Here is a 17,828-nt window from a genome sequence, read left to right as displayed (position 1 = left end):
GCCTCAGAGGTGCAGCATCCCCCAGTCGATGATCACGGCCAGCGCCGTGTAGGCCGCGGCCACCGCTCCGACCGCCTTGCCCGCGCGGTCGAGGTCGGCCTGCGGGTCCGGACCGGCGTCGGCGACGACCCGGAGCAGCGCTCCGACCAGCGCGATCAGCGTGATCGCCAGGATCCAGACCTTGAGCGACGCGTGCGGGTCGACGTGCGCGAGCGTCAGCGCGACGACCGGCACCGCCACCACGAGCATCGACGCCAGCACCAGGAGGCAGCCGCGCCGGGTGAGGCCGGTCGGCCCGAAGGAGCCGCCGCGCATCCAGGCGCGCACGCGCTGCCTCCGCGAGGCGGGCGGACCGCCGGCGGAGTCCGCGTCGGTCGAGGGACCCCAGTCCTGCGCGGTCGTCATCGCGCGGTGCCGGAGCGGTCGGGAGTCGGGCTGGGCCGCATCGGGTCCTCCAGGAGACGAGGGGGCGCGTCGGACGGTGGTGCCGACCCCTCAGTCTCGGGAGCGCGTCCGGCAGCGGCAAGCGCCTCTTCCGGACATGTCCGGAAGAGGACGCTCAGGCCCGTCCCTGCAGGATCAGATTCCAGTACACCCACGGCAGGACGCGGCGGTCGGCGAGGTAGGTGAGGCGCCGCTCCTTCGCCAGGCCCGTCCAGAAGGGGACGGTCGGCTTCGGGCGGTAGCGGTCGTCGAACTCGGCGAACACCACGCTCGACCGCGAGACCACGAAGGGGCAGACGGAGTAGCCGTTGTACACGCGGGGGAGCGGGCGGCCCTTCTGCGCGGCGACGAGGTTCTTCGCGAGCGTGGTGGTCTGCTGGCGCAGCGCTCCTCCGGACTTCGAGTTGACCGTGGCCGCCGCGTCGCCGAGCGCCCAGACGTCGGGGAACCGCGGGTGCCGCAGGGTCAGCGGGTCGACCTCGACGAAGCCGCCCTCGTCGCCCTCGGCGGCCAGTCCGGTGCCGGCCAGCCAGTCGGGGGCCGACTGCGGGGGCACGGCGTGCAGCACGTCGTACGACAGCGTCTCGCGCGGGCCGTCGGTCGAGCGCCGCGCGCGGTCGGGGCCGGGGAGGGCGGTCGCGCGCTCGTCGACGGCGAGGACGACCCGCCGCTCGGCCGCGTCGACCTCGACCAGCTCGCGGCCGTAGCGGACCTCGATCCCGTACTCCGCCACCTTCCGCTCGAGCTCGGAGTCGATCAGCGGCATCCCGAACAGGGTGGGGGTCGGCACGACGAGCACGACGCGGATGCGGTCGAGGACGCCGGTCGCGCGCCAGTAGTCGCAGGCGAGGTACATCGGCTTCTGCGAGGCGCCGGAGCAGGTGCCGGGGCCGCCGGGCTGCGTGAAGACGACGGTGCCGGAGCGGACCTCGCGGAGCACCTGCGACGCCTTGCGGGCGTACTCGTACTCGTAGTTGGACACTCCGAACGGCGAGTCCATCGCCTCCTGGAGCCCGGGGACCGCGGCCCAGTCCTTCTGGATCCCGGGGCAGACGACGAGCTGCCCGTAGCCGACGGTGCGGCCGGAGAGGAGGGTGACCGTGTGCGCGACCGGGTCGAGCGTCTCGACGCGGTCCTGGATCCAGACGACCCCCTTCGGCGTCACCGAGCCCTGGGGCCTCGTCGCCGCGGAGGCGGGTGCGGTGCCGCCCGCGACGTGGGAGAGCATCGGCTGGTAGACGTGGGTCCACCGGGGCTCGATCACCGCGACGTCGTCCACTCCGGAGCGCCGCAGCCGTCCCGCGGTCGAGAGTCCGGCGTTGCCGCCGCCGATGATGAGGACGTCGTGGCGGGCCGCGCCGGGATCGGTCATGGCCTCACCCTAGGGGCGCGCCGGGGCGAGCGGACGGGCTTGCGCAGACCCGCGGAAGGGGGGTGCGCTCGGAGTGCCCCGGGACGGTGATCCCGCACGGCCGCCCGGCTCGCGTCATGCCGCCTCGAGCGCCTGGATCGCGGTCCTCGCGGTCGCGCAGGGGTAGGAGTCGTACCCGTCGTGGGCGTCGAAGGCGCGGCACTCGGCGCAGCGCAGCCGCACTCCGGCGCCGCCCTCGAGGACGCGCTCCGGGCGGTGCCCGTGCAGGATGACGGCGAGGCTCGCGACGAGGGGGTCGCTGCTCACCAGCGCGCTCCGCAGCGCCTCCGACCGGCGGCGGAGGTAGTCGTCCGCCACGGCGTCGATCGACTGCTCGGGGAGGTCCGGCTCGGGCCAGGAGGCGGGCCGCTCGACGGGCAGGTCGAGCTCGTCGAAGCCCATCGACCAGTCCGGGAACCGGCGCTGCTCGTGCACGCTGGTCCAGACGGTGACCACTCCCTCGTGCCGCGGGTCGGCGAGGATCCGCGCGTAGAGCGAGCGCACGTCAGACTCCTCGCCCTCGAGCAGCTGCATCACGCGGCGGCCGCGGAAGACGAGCATCCCCGAGACGCCGTGCTCGACGTTGTTGCGGCGGCTCGTCTCGAGCAGCCGGCGGATCTCCCCCGAGCCCAGGTCGCGGTCGAGCGTGCTGACGTAGACGACGGTGAAGACGAGGGAGTCGCGCCGAGGCGAGTGCTCGACGAGGTGGAGCGTCGCGGGGGAGCGGGCGCCGGCTTCGGGGTCCATCAGGGCCGCGACCTCCGGGAACTCGAGCCAGATCAGGTCCTCCGGAGCGCTCGGCTCCACGGCGGTGACCGCCGGGACCGCGTCCAGCCACTGGGTCCGCTGGCGGAGGTCGGCGGCGACGGCCTTCTCGTCGAGCCCGGGCAGGAGGCCTGCGGCGCCGGAGACGAAGAGGCTCGTCGCGGAGTTGAGCAGCAGCGTCACGACCGTCGCGTGGCCGTCGCCGCCGAGCACGGGGAGCTCGACACTGTCGGTGCGGCCGTGAGCGGCGAGCCCGGAGGCGTAGGAGACGAGTGCGTCGGCGACCGCGTCCCCCACCTGGAAGGTCGCGCCGGCGTACTGGATCTGCTTCATGGCTCCACGATGCGCCTGCGGCGGATCCGCGGGTAGGGGTACCGGTGCCGAGTGGAGCGTGCAGGGGTCGCGGCTACTCCCGCCCGAGGAGCAGGGAGCTGCGACGGGCGCCTCCGCGCCGGCCGCGAAGGCGAGCTCCGGGCGCCCGCGGTGCCGGACGGCGGCGGGATCGGCGCGGGCGTCGGCATGCGCGGCTCTCTCAGCATGCGGAGAGCGGCTCCCCATCTCCGCGCGCTCGTCCGCACCCTGCCCCCTCACGGGCGCCACCGGTACCCTTGACAGGTGCCCCTGACCCTCCCTCCGCTGAGCCGCGCCCGCGCGCGCGCCGCCGCGGCGTACCCGACCCGGCAGCTGCTGACCAAGCGCGCCTCGGGCACGAACGGATGGCTCAGCTCGTGGGGGACGAACGCGCACGGCGAGATCGCCGGCTGCCCCCCGCCGCGCGGCTGACCCGCGACCGCCCCTCCTCCGGAGCCCGCGGCCGCGTCCCCGCGCACGCCCACCCCTCCGGACGGAACCCCTCATGCCGCACCAGCCCCTGCCCGCCGATCAGGCCCCCCACTCGATCTGGCGGGGACTCCGCCAGACCCTCCAGAAGGACACGGTCGGCGGAGCGTTCCTGCTCACCGCGACCCTCCTCGCCCTGATCGTTGCCAACAGCCCCGCGTCCGCGCTCTACAGCGCGGTCCGCGACTTCCGCTTCGGCCCCGAGGCCCTGCACCTCGAGCTGAGCGTCGGGTCGTGGGCGGCCGACGGCCTGCTCGCGATCTTCTTCTTCGTCGTCGGGCTCGAGCTCAAGGAGGAGTTCGTCGCCGGCAAGCTCCGCGACCCGAAGACGGCGCTCGTGCCGATCGTCGCGGCCGTCGGCGGCGTGGCCGTCCCCGCCCTGATCTTCACCGCGGTGAACCTGCCCCGCGGAGGAGCCGCGCTGGACGGCTGGGCGATCCCCGCCGCCACCGACATCGCCTTCGCCGTCGCGGTGATCGCCGTGGTCGGCCGCTTCCTCCCGCCGGCGCTGCGGACGTTCCTCCTCACGCTCGCCGTGGTGGACGACCTCATCGCGATCACGATCATCGCCGTCTTCTACACCGCCGGCATCGACGTGCTGATGCTCCTGCTCGCGCTGGTGCCGCTGGCGGTCTTCGCGGTCTGCGTGCAGCGCGGCGTGCGCGCCTGGTGGGTGCTGATCCCGCTCGGAGTGGCGACGTGGGCGCTCGTGCACGCCTCGGGCATCCACGCCACGGTCGCGGGCGTGCTGCTCGGCTTCACCGTGCCGGTCGTCGCGACGAAGCGCGCCCGGGTGCAGGTGGGGTCGGATGCGGAGGGGCGCCCGGTCTACGACGGCCTCGCCGCGCACTTCGCCGACCGCTGGAGCGTCCTCTCGACCGCGGTCGCGGTGCCGGTCTTCGCGTTCTTCTCGGCCGGAGTGACGGTCGGCGGAGTCGCGGGCCTGGTCGACTCGTTCCAGGACTCGATCGCCGTGGGCATCATCGCGGGCCTCGTGCTCGGCAAGCCGCTCGGCATCGCCGGGAGCACCTTCCTCCTGACCCGGTTCCGCGGCATCGGCCTGGATCCGTCGCTGCGCTGGGTGGACGTGATCGGCATGGCGTTCGTGGCCGGCATCGGATTCACGGTGTCGCTGCTCGTCGGCGAGCTGTCGTTCGGCGCGGGCAGCGAGTCCGACGACCATGTGAAGGTCGGCGTCCTGGCCGGCTCGTTCCTCGCGGCGGTGATCGGAGGCGCGATCCTCTCGGTCCGCAACCGCCACTACCGCCGTCTGCAGGGCTGACGCCCGGCGGGATCTCGCGGCGCCCGCTGCTCGATCGGCACGCGCCTCCTGCTGGTCGAGCAGCCGCCGCAGGCGCCCTGTCGAGACCCGCGCGGCTCAGCCGTGCAGGCCGTGGACGACCGCGTGGCCGCGGCCGCGGGAGATGAGCAGGCGGTTCACCGGGGTCGTGACGACGAAGGCCAGGGCCAGGGCGCCGGCGAGCGAGCCCCAGAAGAGGCCGGACGAGAGGCCCGCGTCCATCGCTCCGGGGATCGCGAGCACCACCGTGTTGTCGACGACCTCCATCACGGCGATCGAGACGGTGTCGGCCGCCAGCGCGATGCCGACGGCGGCGCGCCACGTCACTCCGGAGCGGAGCACGCCCCGCAGCGTGAGCGCGTAGCCGAACACGAAGGCGAGGACGATCGAGAGGGCGACCGTCGCCAGGGCGGGCAGACCCAGGGCGGAGCCGATCACCATGCCGAGGACCTCGCCGATCGCGCAGCCGGTCAGGCAGTGCAGGGTCGCGAGGGCGGCGGCGCGCCAGGTGGTCGGGTGGTGGTGGGCGTGGTCGGTCATGGTGTCTCCTCCGGTTCGGTCCAGGGGAGTGCAATATACCCCCGGGGGGTATATTCCCGATCCGGCCGTCGGAGTCTCCTCCGGCTCTGCAGGCGCGCGAGCCGTTCGCCCGGGCGCGCTACCCTCGCCCCGTGCTCCTCCGAGCACCGCCCCTCGACACCAGGAGCCCCGATGGCCGCCCCCACCGTCCTCTTCGTCTGCATCCACAACGCCGGCCGCTCGCAGATGGCCGCCGGCTACCTCCGCGCCCTCTCCGGCGGCGCCGTCGAGGTCCGCTCCGGCGGCTCCGAGCCCGGCGACAGCATCAACCCGATCGCGATCGAGGCGATGGCGGAGGAGGGCATCGACATCTCGCAGGCCGTCCCGCAGCTGATGACCACCGAGCAGGTCCAGGCCTCCGACGTCGTGATCACGATGGGCTGCGGCGACGTCTGCCCCGTCTTCCCCGGCAAGCGCTACGAGGACTGGGATCTCGCCGACCCGAAGGGCCGACCGCTCGAGGAGGTCCGCTCGATCCGCGACGACATCAGGGCCCGCGTGCAGGCGCTCGTCGCGGAGCTGCTGCCCGCCTGAGCCGGTCGATCCCGTCCGGCCGCGTCAGCGTTCGGCGGGAGGCGGGAACGTCCGCCCGACCGGAGGCGAGCCCGCCGGGAGCGCCGCGCGCGCCCGGTGCAGGAAGACGGCGGTCATGACGACCCGGGCGCGGGCCGGCGACGAGTCGAGCGGGCCGATCAGCTCCTCGATCCGCGCGAGGCGGTCGTAGAGGGTCTGCCGGCCGATGCCGAGCGCGGCCGCCGTCGCCGTCTTGCTCCCCCACAGCGACGCGAAGGCCTCGAGGGTGGCGAGCAGCTCGCCGCGCTGGGCGCGCAGGGGCCCGAGCACCTCCTCGACGAGGTCGTCCGCCTCCGGATCGTCCTGCAGGGAGCTCGCGAACCGCTCCAGGCGGTACTGGCGCGAGTCGACGACTCCGCCTGCGGGCGCCCACTCGCGCGCGCCGCGCACCTCCGCCAGCTCCCGCGGCACCCGCTCCTGCCCGCCGAGCCCGCTGCCGACGCAGAGCAGAGCGTCCGAGTCGAGGGCGGCGCCGAGGCGCAGCAGCTCCGCGCGGCCCTCCTCCATCGCGGCGGCGGTGGCGAACGGCAGCAGCGCCAGCAGCTCGGAGCCGACCACGCAGAGCACCGGGCCGGGATCCGCTCCTGCACCCGTCAGGAGGCGGAGCAGAGCGCGGAGCCGCCGGTCGTCGTGACCGGTGTCGGCCCGGACGCCGAGGTAGCGCTCCCGGGAGCCGGCGCCGAGGCGGCCGAGGAAGGCGTCGATCTGGAGGTCGGCCGCCGGGTCCGCGCGCTCGACGGATGCGATCGCGAAGAGCTGGGCGGTCAGCCGCTCGGTGACCGACGGCGGGCGGTGCCGGAGCACGGCGATCGCGAGGACGTCCGGCGCCCGGTCGAGCGCGACGGCGACGGCGTGGAGGTCGGCGTCGGCGTGGGCCCGCAGATGCAGGGTGCCCAGGAGGGAGTCGCCCGCGTGCAGCACGTTCGAGAACGTCCCGGCCGTCGGCTCCGTGTCGACGCCCGGCCCGGGCGAGGCGCGGGCGATCTCGTCGCCCGTGAGCGAGACGAGCGAGGCGGAGGCGCCCGTCGCGGAGGCGACGACCTGCAGGAGCTCGTCGACGCCGGCGTCCCCGGAGGCCGCGTCGGCCAGCAGACCGGACACTCTGTCCGCCAGTCGGATGCTCCGGAACTTCTGCTCGGTGAGGTGGGTGTTGATGCTCTCGCAGACCTGCACGAAGGGGACGCGCCGGGGCAGGGCGAGCACGGGGAGGCCGAGCTCGTCGGCCGCCGCGACGATCGGCGGCGGCACCGCGGGCAGGCGCGGCGAGAGCTCGAGAGCGAGGGCGCCGACTCCCGCATCCACCAGAGACCGCACGTACTCGCGGCACTCCGCCGGGTCCTGGTCGGTCGAGAGGAGCGCGCCCTCCATCAGGAGCAGCTCGCCTCCGAGGAGGAGGGGCGCGATGTCGAGCTGCTCGCTCGTGTGGGCCCAGCGGATCACGGCGCGCTCGGCGGCCGCGTGCCCGGCGGCCACCACCGGGAGCATGGCGGCGAGGCGCGGATCCCGCATCGCGTCCGACAGCAGGTAGGCCATACAGAACGTCCTCTCGCGTCACGGCGAATTTACACGCGGACGCGCCGCCCGAAACGGGTCCGCACGAGAGTGGAGCCTCACCGGGCGCCCCGCCCTCCCCTTCATCTCCCTCCCCGAGAGGATCCGCCATGAGCACCGACACCCTGCACGGCACCGCCGACGCCGAGGACGCGCTGAGTCCCCTGCCCGACTCCCGACGCACCGCCCGGCTCGACGGGCAGTTCTGGATCTGGGCCGGCGCCAACATCGCCCCCATCAACTGGGTGCTCGGCGCCCTCGGCGTGAACATGGGCCTCGGCCTGGCGGACACCGTCACCGTCCTCGTGCTCGGCAACGTCGTCGGGATGGCGGTGTTCGGCTTCTTCGTCCTCCTCGGCCAGCGGACGGGGGCGACCGGGATGCTCGTGGGACGGGCGATCTTCGGCCGGCGCGGCAACTACGTCCCGGCCGCCATCCAGGCCGTGGTCGTGATCGGCTGGTGCGCCATCAACACCTGGATCGTCCTCGACCTCGTCATCGCGCTCCTCGGCTCCGTCGGCGTCGTCGACCCGGAGCAGGCGAACGTCGGCTGGAAGATCGCGGTGGCGGCGGTGATCATGGCGGTGCAGGTCGCGATCTCCTTCCTCGGCTACCGCGCGATCGCCGCCTTCGAGCGCTGGACCGTCCCGCCGACCCTCCTGGTGCTGGCGATCATGTCGGTCGTCGCCTGGTTCTTCCTCGACATCGACTGGTCCTACGCCGGCCCCGCGGAGGGCGCGCTCACCGGAGGCGACCGCATCGCGGCCATGTCCATCGTGATGACCGCCATCGGCATCGGCTGGGGCCTCACCTGGCTCGCCTACGCCGGCGACTACTCCCGCTTCGTCGGGCCCCGCTCCTCGAAGCGGGGGCTCTACCTGGCCAGCGTCCTCGGCCAGTTCATCCCGGTGGTCTGGCTCGGCGTCCTCGGCGCGACCCTCGCGACGAAGAACGGCTCCGTGGACCCCGGGGAGCTGATCGTCGAGAACTTCGGCGCCCTCGCGATCCCCGTGCTGCTCCTGGTGGTGCACGGCCCGATCGCGACCAACGTCCTCAACATCTACTCGTTCGGCATGGCGACCCAGGCCCTCGACATCCGGCTCGGGCGCCGCGCGCTCAGCCTCATCGTCGGCGTGCTGGCCTTCGCGGCCGCGGTGTTCTTCGTCTTCCAGGACGACCTCGCCACCACGCTCGACGCGTGGCTGGTCGGCCTCGTCGGCTGGGTCGCCCCCTGGGGTGCGATCGTGCTGGTGCACTACACCGTGTTCGAGCCGCGCGTCCGCTCCTTCGGGCACCTGTTCGCCCCGGTCGGCTCGCCGCTGCTGCCGGACGTCCGCTGGCGGGCGCTGCTCTCCTTCGCGATCGGCGCGACCCTGACCTGGCTGTTCATGAACGGCTCGGTGCCCGCCCTGCAGGGTCCGGCCGCGACCGCCCTCGGCGGCGTCGACGTCTCGTGGCTCGCGGGCGGAGTCTCGGCCGGCATCGCCTACCTCCTGCTCGGCCGGGACGCTCCCGCCTGGGTCGAGCGCCGGGAGTCGGCCGCGCCGGTCGCCGCGGAGCCCGAGCCCGTCCGCGGCTGAGCCCGAGCCCCTCCGCGGGCCGGCCCCCTCGCGAGCCGGCCCGCCCCGTCCCACCCCGCACCACGAACGGAACCGCCATGCCCCTCTTCCTCTCCGACGCCGCCGTGATCACCATGGACCCGGTCTCGGGCGCCGTCCCGATCACGGCGAGCATCCGCATCGTCGACGAGCTGATCGTCGCGATCGGCCCGGGCCTCGTTCCCGAGCCGGGCGACGAGGTGATCGACGGGCGCGACCGCCTGGTCGTCCCCGGCTTCGTCAACGCCCACACCCACTCGTGGGAGTACCTCTACAAGGGCCGCTACGACAATCTGCCGCTCGAGCTGTGGATGCTGCTGTCGTACCCGATCCTCGGGAACAGCCGCGTCGCTCCGGATCTGGTGCGGCTGCGCTCGTCGCTCTTCGCCCTCGAATCGCTGAAGGCCGGGGTCACGACCCTGGTCGACGACGTGCTCGAGAACCCGGACCAGGATGCTGAGCAGCTCGCCGCGGTCTTCGACGCGTACGACGAGATCGGAGTCCGCGCCAACATCTCGGGCCACGTGATCAGCAGGCCCTTCCACGAGACGATGCCGTTCCTCGAGGAGTACGTGCCCGCGGAGATCCTCGACCAGGCGCGGTCGGCGTCGCGCCCGACGACGGAGGGCTACCTCGCCTTCAGCCGCGAGGCGTTCGCGACCCAGCACGGGAGGGGAGGCGGGCGGCTGCGCTACATGGTCGCCCCGTCCGCTCCTCAGCGGTGCGGGCCCGAGCTGCTCGTGGGGGCGACCGAGCTGGCGCTCGAGCACGGGGCGGAGTGCCACATCCACGTCCTCGAGACGAAGACGCAGCTGGTGACCGGCGAGCTGTCCTACGGCTCGACCCTGGTCGAGTACATGGAGCGGATCGGCGCGCTCTCGCCGAACACGACCTTCGCCCACGGGATCTGGCTCACCGACTCCGACATGGAGCGGATCGCCGCCGCCGGCACGTCCGTCTCGCACAACCCGATCTCGAACCTCAAGCTCGGCTCGGGCATCGCCCCGTGGCGCGCGCTGCACGACGCGGGCGTGAACCTCGGCCTCGGCACCGACGGCTGCTCGAGCAGCGACTCGCCGCGCATGCTCGACGTCGTGAAGGCCGCGGCGCTCCTGCACAAGGTCACGGATCCGGACATCGCCACCTGGCCGACCGTGTCCGAGGTGCTCACGGCCGGAACGATCGGAGGCGCGCGCAGCGCCGTGCTCGACGGCGTCACCGGCAGCATCGAGGTCGGCAAGCAGGCCGACCTCGTCGTCTACGACCTCGAGACGCTGAACTTCACCCCGCGCCAGCGGCTCGAGAACCAGCTCGTCTACTCCGAGAACGGCTCGTCGATCGACACCGTGATCGTCGCGGGCCGGATCGTCGTCTCGAAGGGCGTCTCGACCACCGTCGACGAGGCGGCCCTCCGCGCGGATCTCGCCGCGCAGCTGGGGGAGATCGTGGCCTGGCAGGACTCGCTGGACCGCACGAACGGCGTGCTCACCGAGCCGTTCCGGCGGATGTACGAGCGGGCGATGCGCCACGACGCCCCCGTCGACCGCTTCAGCGGCCGCCGGCTGGTCTGAGGGCGGGCCGGCTCCCGGCGGACTCCCGGCTCGGCACACGGACGGGCGGGGGCGCGGCTCCAGTAGGTTGCGCACATGAGGTGGCGAGCGGGAGCGGTGGCGGTGCTCGTCCTCGCGCTCGCCGGGTGCACCGCGCCGGCCGACCCCGAGCCGACGACCGGGCCCACGGCCGCCCCCGTCTCCGGGCCGGTGGTCGGCGGCTACGGCGACCTGCACGTCGCGCCCGACGGGTCGATGATGTTCTGCTACTCCGACCCCGACCCGGGATTCACGGGCGTCTGGCGCGAGTGCCAGGACGGGATCCGCACCGTGGGCGTCGACCCGGCCGCGATCGACGCGACCCTCGGGGAGACGGCGACGGCCGATCCGGGCGGGCACCGCTGGGTCGGCGCGGCGGCCGGGAAGCGCACCACCGAGGACGGCACCGACGTCTACACCGTCTTCCTCGCGGGCACGCGCACGGACGACGCCTTCACCGTGACCGCGGTCGGCGAGGGCGCCTACCGCGTGCCGTCCGAGTACCAGGAGCTGCAGCCGGGAGTGCCGGGCGGGTTCCTGGTGCGGCTCGAGCCGATCGGCTGAGCGGGGGCGCCGGCGCGGGCGGAGGAGCCGAGCGGGGTGCAGCGGCCGGGAGGGGCGGACTCGCACCCCCCGCCCGACCCTCACAGCGGGCGCGGCCGGTACCGCTCGATCAGCGCGTCGAACAGGCCGTTCATCCGCTCGTCGACCAGGCGGCGCGACTCGTCGGCGTCGTACCACTCCACGATCTCGCGGGCGCCGTTGCTGAAGCGCACCGAGGGGGAGTAGGCCGGGACGAGGCGGCGGATCTTCGCGTTGTCGAACACCATCGAGTGCGCCTTGTCGCCGACGATCCCGGCACCGAGCTCGGGGTCGGCCGCGGCGATCGCGTCGGAGGCGACGTGCACGAGGCGCGGCTCGACTCCGGCCGCCGCGGCGAGGTCGCGGTGGATCTCGTCCCAGGTCGGCGTCTCGTCGCCGGTGATGTGGAACGCCTCGCCGATCGCGGCGGAGGCGCCGAGAAGACCGACCAGGCCGACAGCGACGTCGTCGGCGTGCGTGAGCGTCCAGAGCGAGGTGCCGTCGCCGAGGACGACCACCTCCTGGCCGCGGCGCATCCGGTCGACGACGGTCCAGCCTCCGTCGACGGGCAGCGCGGTGCGGTCGTAGGTGTGCGAGGGGCGGACGATCGTGACCGGGAAGCCGCTCGCGCGGTGCTCGGCCACGAGCAGGTCCTCGCACGCGATCTTGTCGCGGGAGTACTGCCAGTAGGGGTTCCGGAGCGGAGTCGACTCGGTGACCGGGAGGCTGCGCGGCGGCTTCTGGTAGGCCGAGGCCGAGCTGATGAAGACGTACTGGCCCGTGCGGCCGGCGAACAGGTCGATGTCCTGCTGCACGTGCTCGGGCGTGAAGGCGACGAAGTCGATCACGGCGTCGAAGGTCTTGTCGCCGAGGGCGGCGGTGACGGAGTCGCGGTCGCGGCCGTCGGCCTGCACCTCGCGGACGCCCTCGGGCAGCGGGCGGAGCGACGTCCGCCCCCGGTTCAGCACGGTCACGTCGTGGCCGAGCCGCAGCGCCTCGCGGACGCAGGCGGCGCTGATGATGCCCGTCCCGCCGATGAACAGCACGCTGAGCGACATGGATCCTCCTCCGGCGGCGCCCGCGGCGGACGCCTCCCGACCCGATTCCCCCACATCGGGACGCCGCACGCGAGTCCCTTGACCCGGCTACCGCTCGACGGGACGCCGTTGCTCGTCCTCCGGCTCGGGGGCGAGCAGCGCCTCCGGAGCGGCCGCCGCGGTCGGCACGTCGGGTGCCGTCCGCTGCTCGAGGGAGCGCCCCCAGGCCGTGCCCGCGAGGATCAGCGCGATGCCGAGGAAGCCGACCGGCGCGATCGGGTCGCGGGCGAGCGCGACTCCGACGACCGCGGCCCACACCGGCTCGGTGCCCACCAGCAGGCTGACGCGGGAGGGCGAGGTGCGGCGGACCGCCCACGTCTGCACGAGGAAGCCGAAGACGGTGCAGACCAGGACGAGGTAGAGGAACAGGCCGGCGCCCACGGGGTCGAGCCCCGCGACGTACTCGGGGATCGGCACGCCGACGACGAGCGACGCGGCGCTGAAGACGACGGCGCAGGTGCCGAGCTGCACCGTGGTCAGGCGGAGGGAGTCCATCGGCGCCCGCGCCGAGAGGCGGTGCATCGACGTGACGTGCACGGCCCGCACGACGGCGGCGCCGAGGATCAGCAGGTCGCCGGGGGAGAGCGGGCGGAGGGAGCCGTTGCCCGCGAGCAGCGCGACCCCGACGACCGCGACGAGGCATGCGAGCAGGAAGCGGCCCGGGAGTCGGCGCTTCGAGACGGCGGAGTCGAGGATCGGCGTGATCACGATCGTCAGGCTGATGATGAGGCCCGCGTTGGTGGCGGAGGTGCCGGCGATGCCGTAGGTCTCGAGCGCGAAGATCGTCGCGAGCAGCGCCCCGATGGTCACGCCGACCCGCCACTCCGCCGCGGTGATCCGGTGCCGCCGCGCCGCGACGATCACGGCCAGGCACAGGGCGGCGAGGGTCATCCGCGAGCCGAGCAGCGCCATCACGCTCGAGTCGGTGACGAGCTCCTTCGCCGCGAAGTAGGTCGAGCCCCAGGAGGCGGCGACCACGAGCAGGAGGAGGTCGACCCGGAAGCGGGAGAGGAGAGCGTGCACGGCTCATCGTGGCGGCACGGAGACCCGAAGGACAAGACTGCATCTTCTTCGCCGACGCGTAAGTTGGAACTCATGGAACTCGGACAGCTCAGGGCTCTGCGGGAGCTCGGCGAGCGCGGGAGCATCGCCGCCGTCGCCGCCGCGATGCGGGTGTCCCCCTCCTCCGTCTCGCAGCAGATCAGCGCGCTGCAGCGCCGCACTCCGACGGCCCTGACCTTCCGCGACGGGCGCCGGACCGCGCTGACCCCCGCCGGCCGCGCTCTCGCGGCGGCCGTGGTCGAGGTGGAGGTGGCGCTCGAGCGCGCGGCCCGGGCGGTCGCGGACTTCGAGGGGGAGCCGAGCGGCACGGTCTCGGTCGCCGCGTTCCACAGCGCGGGGCTGGCGATGTTCGGCCCGCTGCTGGAGGCGCTGCGCGCACCGGGTCGGCCGGGCGTCGCGCTCGCCGACTTCGACGTGGCGCAGAGCGCCTTCGCCGGGCTGACCGCGGATCACGACCTGGTCGTCGCGCACCGGCTCGCCGGCAGCGCCGAGTGGCCCGGGACCGTGCGCTCCACGCCCCTCCTCTTCGAGCCGCTCGACCTCGCGCTGCGGCGCGACCATCCGCTCGCCGCGAAGGACGTCGTCCGCCCCGCCGACCTCCGCGACGAGGAGTGGGTCGCGGTGCACGAGGGCTTCCCCCTGGAGCGGGCGATCGACGCCATCGCGGTCCTCGCGGGCGGCGACGCGCGCATCCCGCACCGGATCAACGACTTCCTGGTCGCGGCGGCGGTCGTGTCGGCGGGCGACGGCGTGGCGCTGCTGCCGCGGTACACGACCGACCTGCGGCGCACGCCGGAGGTGGTGCTGCGGCCGCTCGGGATCCCGGGGCTAGGCCGCCACATCGACTGCCTCGCCCGGCCCGAGACGCTGGAGCGCTCGGCCGTGCGGGCCGTGCTCGAGCAGCTGACCGGGATCGCCGCGGGGCTCGCCGCCGCGCCGTAGCATCGTGCCGTGCACCGCCTGATCGAGACCACGGCCGGAGACCCGGCCGCCACGGACCTCTTCGCCCTGCAGGAGGCCGACCTCCTCGCCCGCTACGGCGGCGACGACACCGGTCCGCGCCCTCCCGCCGACGCTCCGACCCTGCTGCTCGAGGTCGACGGCGGGCTCGTCGGCTGCGTGGCGCTCGCGGTCGAGGACGGGATCGGCGAGATCAAGCGGATGTTCGTGGTGAGCGCCGCGCGGGGCCGCGGGCTCAGCCGCGTGCTGCTCGCCGGCGTCGAGCGGCTGGCGGCCCGCGAGGGCGTGGAGCTGCTCCGACTGGTCACCGGCACGGAGCAGCCGGAGGCGATGGCGCTCTACGCGAGCGCCGGCTACGACCCGATCGCGGGCTACGGCTACTGGGGCGACGAGCCGAGCGCGCGCTGCTACGCGAAGCGGCTCGACCGCGAGGCGCTGCTCGCCGACGCGGGCTGACGCCGGGCTGACGCCGGGCTGATGCCGGGCTGGCCGTTCGGCCGTCGGGGCGTGACGCCGGGTTGACGCCGGGCTGCCCGTTCGGCCGTCGCGGGCCGGCGCCGGACTGACGTCGGGTGCTGCGCTCGCCCGTCGCGGGCTCTCCGGGCCGCTCGGTCCAGGGTGCTCGCGAGTCGGGCCGCCCGCTCGGAGGGTCCGTATCGGCGAGTCCGACGGGGCATCTGCGACGTCGTGCACGACTGGTCGGCGGTGCGGAGAAGCTGCTGAGGATGAGGCGCGGGAGGCGCGGCGCGCCGCCTCAGGGCAGGTTCGCGCCAGAGCGGCCTCGAGCGGCGTGCCCCGTCGCGGAGCAGGCGACTCTGTCGGAGCGGCACGGGCATCCTCCCGCGCCTCTCACCCGACTCTGCCCCCGATACCCAGGGGTGCACGATGACAGAAGGACTCCGATGCAGAACGAAGACACCAGCACGCCGAGCGGCGCCCCCGATCGTCTGACCCAGCGCCGAACCGTGGTGAAGGGCGCCGCATGGGCGATTCCTGTTGTGGCCGCCTCGATCGCCGCTCCGATGGCGTCGGCCTCGACCGCCCCCCAGTGCGCCCTGCAGGACGCGCAGCGCATCGACGCCACCTCGACCACCGCGCTCGCGGCCCGGACGATCCCCGTGCCCGCGGGAACCCAGTGGGTCCGCTTCACGGCGGTCGGCGGAGACGGCGGCGGCGTCCGCACCGGGTCGGACGTCACCAGCGCCGGTGCGCGGGTGACGGGCACCATCCCCGTCGACGCGCTCGGCGGAGCGTCCGAGATCGTCATCACCGCGGGCTCGGGCGGCAGCAACCAGGCCGGCGGCCGGGGGCTCGGCAACGGCGGGGCTCCGGGCACTCCGGGCTACATCGGCTCCGGAGGAGGGGGCGGGGCCAGCGGGATCACCGCCGCGGGCTCCCTGCTCGTCATCGCGGGCGGCGGCGGCGGTAGCGCAGCCGGCTTCACCTCGAACGACTTCACCCGGTCCGCCCGCGTCGGGCCGAACGCGGGGTCCGGCGGCCCCGTCGGCGGCTCCGGCTACGAGAGCGCCGTCTCGCGCGCGGACAGCAGCACCGGCTCCACCGAGCAGGCTCCGAGCACCGGCGGAAGCCAGACCGGGCCGGGGCAGCCCGGTGTGACGACGGTGAACGTGACCGAGTCGGTTCTCGGCAGCCCGGGCTCCGGGCGCGACGGCGGTGCCGGCGCACCGAGGACGAACGCGAGCCGCCAGGTGACCTATGCGTCCGGTGGCGGCGGCGGCGGCTACTTCGGCGGTGCCGGCGGCGGCACCTCCCTGTGGGTGCGCGGTGGCGGCTCCTACGCGGCCAACGCGTCGACGGGCGCAGGAGGCAGCAGCTTCGCCGCGTCCGGCGTGACCGTCGAGAACTCCGACGTCGACACCCGTTCGCAGACGATGGGCTACGTGGAGGTCGCCTTCTTCGTCTGCGAGTAGCGCCTGCCCGAAGGCCAGGTGAGCCTCCGTGGTCGCCCGCTCCGGCGTGCGACCACGGAGGCTCGTCGTCGTCACCGTCCGCTCCACGTCGTCCCCGTCCTCCTGATGTCCCATCACCATATCAGTATGGGACGGGAGGCGCCAGCCCTCACTCCTCCTGCGGCTCCGCGCCGTCGTGCTGCAGGCGCACCAGGACGCGGCGGAGGTGCATCGCCGCGAGGACGCCGGGCCCGAGGGTCCGGGAGGTCGCGGCGGTCCGCTCGTCGACGACCTGCACGAGGTGCCGGATCGCGCGGGCCGCGCCCCCGATCGCCCGGTGCGCGGCGGGGGAGCCGGCGTCGTCGCGGTCGATCGCGTCGGCGACCGCCCGGCAGGCCTCGCTCAGCGGCGGGCCGAGCGCCGGATCGAACGGGAGCGCGCCCGGCCGCTCCCAGATGGTGTCCGCGAGGGCGCCGCTCAGATCCCGGACGTGGAAGAGGATCGCGTCGAGCGTCTCGAGGCGGAGGTGGTCGGGTCGGGAGTCGCGCCGGTGCAGCAGTGCGCGCGGGTTGCCCTTGCGGCTCTCGTCCGCGTCCGCGAGGGCCGCGCGGACCTCCTCCGCCGTCCGGGCCAGCTCCTCGCCGTTGCGCGCCCACGCCTCGTGCTCGGGCGGCCACGTCTCCTCGAGCGCGGCGGCCAGCTGGCGCAGGTGCTCCGCGAGCTCGCGCTGGAACGCGTCGACCCGGGCGGACGCCGCCTCGACGGTGAGCCCGGGGGCGACGACCACGTTCACCAGCAGCCCCACCACCACGCCCACCGCCATCTGCACGAGGTAGCCGAGGGAGTAGTCCTCGGCGTCGGCCCCGCCGATGATCAGCACGAAGAGGGCCGCCATCGGCACGTACTCGCGGCCCGCGCCGAACCACCCCGTCCCCGAGAGGACCACGCCGATCCCGACGACGAGCGGGATCGTCCACCAGGTCGGGCCGACGGTGACCACCACGAGGGCGGCGAGCCCGATCCCCGCCGCCAGGCCGAGCAGGGTCTGCAGTCCGGTGCGGACCGAGCCCATCAGGGTCGGGTACATGCTGACCAGGGCGCCGAGCGGCGCGTAGTACGGGTACTGCTCCGCGACTCCGGGAGCGAGCGGCGCGACGGCCCAGGCGATGCCGACTGCCAGCGCCGTCTTGAGAGCGAGCATCAAGCGCGAGCCGGTGACCGCCTCCCGCCAGGCGAGGGCGGCGCGGGACGTCCGGGTGCGGGGCATCCCGGCACCCTAGGCGAGGGGCGCGGACCGTCTCTCCCCTCTTGACAGCGGCGGCGGAGGCGCGAGCGGCGGTGGAAGAAAGAGGACGGCGGCTCGGGACGGCGGTGCTGATCACGACTCACGACGAACGTCCGATCCGGCCCACGTCGCCTGCGCCGTTCCACGGGGCGCCGCGGATCCTTCCTCCGTGACGAAAGCGACCGCGCGGACCGCAGGCGCCGTGAAGTGATGCCACCCCCGCTCACGGGGGCCGTTGAGTTTGCGCAGACGCCCTGTTACCGTGAACAAACCGTGCAGCTG

General features: G+C 74.1%; 17 protein-coding genes. 9 read left to right on the top strand and 8 right to left on the bottom strand.

Annotated features, from left to right (window positions below; translation table 11 throughout):
• Positions 1-3: 3 nt before the first annotated feature.
• The 3 genes from C5C36_RS03615 to C5C36_RS03605 all read right to left on the bottom strand — a co-directional run bounded on the left by C5C36_RS03615 (position 4) and on the right by C5C36_RS03605 (position 2,953).
• Positions 4-405: a hypothetical protein gene (locus tag C5C36_RS03615; RefSeq protein WP_104309276.1), complete on the bottom strand. Its 402-nt coding sequence runs from the start codon at positions 403-405 to the stop codon at positions 4-6.
• 154 nt (positions 406-559) lie between these two features.
• Positions 560-1,816 (bottom strand): NAD(P)/FAD-dependent oxidoreductase, encoded by a 1,257-nt coding sequence (locus tag C5C36_RS03610; RefSeq protein WP_104309275.1) that lies wholly within the window; start codon positions 1,814-1,816, stop codon positions 560-562.
• Between the two features lie 114 nt (positions 1,817-1,930).
• Positions 1,931-2,953 (bottom strand): BLUF domain-containing protein, encoded by a 1,023-nt coding sequence (locus C5C36_RS03605; RefSeq protein ID WP_104222414.1) that lies wholly within the window; start codon positions 2,951-2,953, stop codon positions 1,931-1,933.
• Positions 2,954-3,235: 282 nt separating this feature from the next.
• On the opposite strand from C5C36_RS03605, the gene C5C36_RS17455 reads away from it, so the two are divergent.
• Both C5C36_RS17455 and nhaA read left to right on the top strand, forming a co-directional pair.
• Positions 3,236-3,403, top strand: a complete 168-nt coding sequence (locus tag C5C36_RS17455) for a hypothetical protein (RefSeq protein ID WP_181027217.1) — start codon at positions 3,236-3,238, stop codon at positions 3,401-3,403.
• 73 nt (positions 3,404-3,476) lie between these two features.
• Complete coding sequence (gene nhaA / locus C5C36_RS03600) at positions 3,477-4,742, top strand: Na+/H+ antiporter NhaA (RefSeq protein ID WP_104250015.1); 1,266 nt, start codon at positions 3,477-3,479, stop codon at positions 4,740-4,742.
• Positions 4,743-4,838: 96 nt separating this feature from the next.
• Here nhaA and C5C36_RS03595 read toward each other — a convergent pair whose 3' ends face one another.
• Positions 4,839-5,300, bottom strand: coding sequence for a DUF4396 domain-containing protein (locus tag C5C36_RS03595; RefSeq protein ID WP_104234357.1), 462 nt, complete (start codon positions 5,298-5,300; stop codon positions 4,839-4,841).
• 171 nt (positions 5,301-5,471) lie between these two features.
• Between C5C36_RS03595 and C5C36_RS03590 the strand changes: the two genes are divergently transcribed.
• Complete coding sequence (locus C5C36_RS03590; RefSeq protein ID WP_104222419.1) at positions 5,472-5,873, top strand: arsenate reductase ArsC; 402 nt, start codon at positions 5,472-5,474, stop codon at positions 5,871-5,873.
• Positions 5,874-5,897: 24 nt separating this feature from the next.
• On the opposite strand, the gene C5C36_RS03585 is transcribed toward C5C36_RS03590, so the two are convergent.
• Entirely contained in the window at positions 5,898-7,445 is a 1,548-nt protein-coding gene (locus C5C36_RS03585; protein WP_104273778.1) for a PucR family transcriptional regulator, read from the bottom strand.
• Positions 7,446-7,573: 128 nt separating this feature from the next.
• On the opposite strand from C5C36_RS03585, the gene C5C36_RS03580 reads away from it, so the two are divergent.
• From C5C36_RS03580 to C5C36_RS03570, 3 genes are all read left to right on the top strand, one after another.
• Complete coding sequence (locus C5C36_RS03580; RefSeq protein WP_104234359.1) at positions 7,574-9,043, top strand: cytosine permease; 1,470 nt, start codon at positions 7,574-7,576, stop codon at positions 9,041-9,043.
• 77 nt (positions 9,044-9,120) lie between these two features.
• Positions 9,121-10,632 (top strand): amidohydrolase family protein, encoded by a 1,512-nt coding sequence (locus tag C5C36_RS03575; RefSeq protein WP_104309273.1) that lies wholly within the window; start codon positions 9,121-9,123, stop codon positions 10,630-10,632.
• Between the two features lie 75 nt (positions 10,633-10,707).
• A complete protein-coding gene (locus C5C36_RS03570; RefSeq protein WP_146085303.1) occupies positions 10,708-11,214 on the top strand; it encodes a hypothetical protein in 507 nt (168 codons plus the stop codon).
• A gap of 80 nt (positions 11,215-11,294) precedes the next feature.
• On the opposite strand, the gene C5C36_RS03565 is transcribed toward C5C36_RS03570, so the two are convergent.
• Both C5C36_RS03565 and C5C36_RS03560 read right to left on the bottom strand, forming a co-directional pair.
• Entirely contained in the window at positions 11,295-12,290 is a 996-nt protein-coding gene (locus tag C5C36_RS03565; RefSeq protein WP_104309271.1) for an SDR family oxidoreductase, read from the bottom strand.
• Between the two features lie 87 nt (positions 12,291-12,377).
• Complete coding sequence (locus C5C36_RS03560) at positions 12,378-13,352, bottom strand: DMT family transporter (RefSeq protein ID WP_219814879.1); 975 nt, start codon at positions 13,350-13,352, stop codon at positions 12,378-12,380.
• Positions 13,353-13,424: 72 nt separating this feature from the next.
• On the opposite strand from C5C36_RS03560, the gene C5C36_RS03555 reads away from it, so the two are divergent.
• The 3 genes from C5C36_RS03555 (at position 13,425) to C5C36_RS03545 (ending at position 16,282) form a co-directional block, all read left to right on the top strand.
• Complete coding sequence (locus C5C36_RS03555) at positions 13,425-14,333, top strand: LysR family transcriptional regulator (RefSeq protein ID WP_104222489.1); 909 nt, start codon at positions 13,425-13,427, stop codon at positions 14,331-14,333.
• A 9-nt stretch (positions 14,334-14,342) separates the two neighbouring features.
• Complete coding sequence (locus C5C36_RS03550) at positions 14,343-14,807, top strand: GNAT family N-acetyltransferase (RefSeq protein ID WP_104226986.1); 465 nt, start codon at positions 14,343-14,345, stop codon at positions 14,805-14,807.
• 446 nt (positions 14,808-15,253) lie between these two features.
• Positions 15,254-16,282 carry a hypothetical protein gene (locus C5C36_RS03545; protein ID WP_146085302.1) on the top strand — a complete coding sequence of 343 codons (1,029 nt, stop codon included), beginning with the start codon at positions 15,254-15,256 and terminating at the stop codon, positions 16,280-16,282.
• Positions 16,283-16,430: 148 nt separating this feature from the next.
• Here C5C36_RS03545 and C5C36_RS03540 read toward each other — a convergent pair whose 3' ends face one another.
• Positions 16,431-17,528: an aromatic acid exporter family protein gene (locus C5C36_RS03540; RefSeq protein ID WP_104283006.1), complete on the bottom strand. Its 1,098-nt coding sequence runs from the start codon at positions 17,526-17,528 to the stop codon at positions 16,431-16,433.
• Positions 17,529-17,828 lie beyond the last annotated feature (300 nt).

Origin of the sequence: Rathayibacter sp. AY1G1, from assembly GCF_002932095.1 — a bacterium.
GTDB lineage: Bacteria > Actinomycetota > Actinomycetes > Actinomycetales > Microbacteriaceae > Rathayibacter.
The sequence above is the reverse complement of the archived record's forward strand: the minus strand, read 5'-3'. Positions and strand labels throughout refer to the sequence as shown.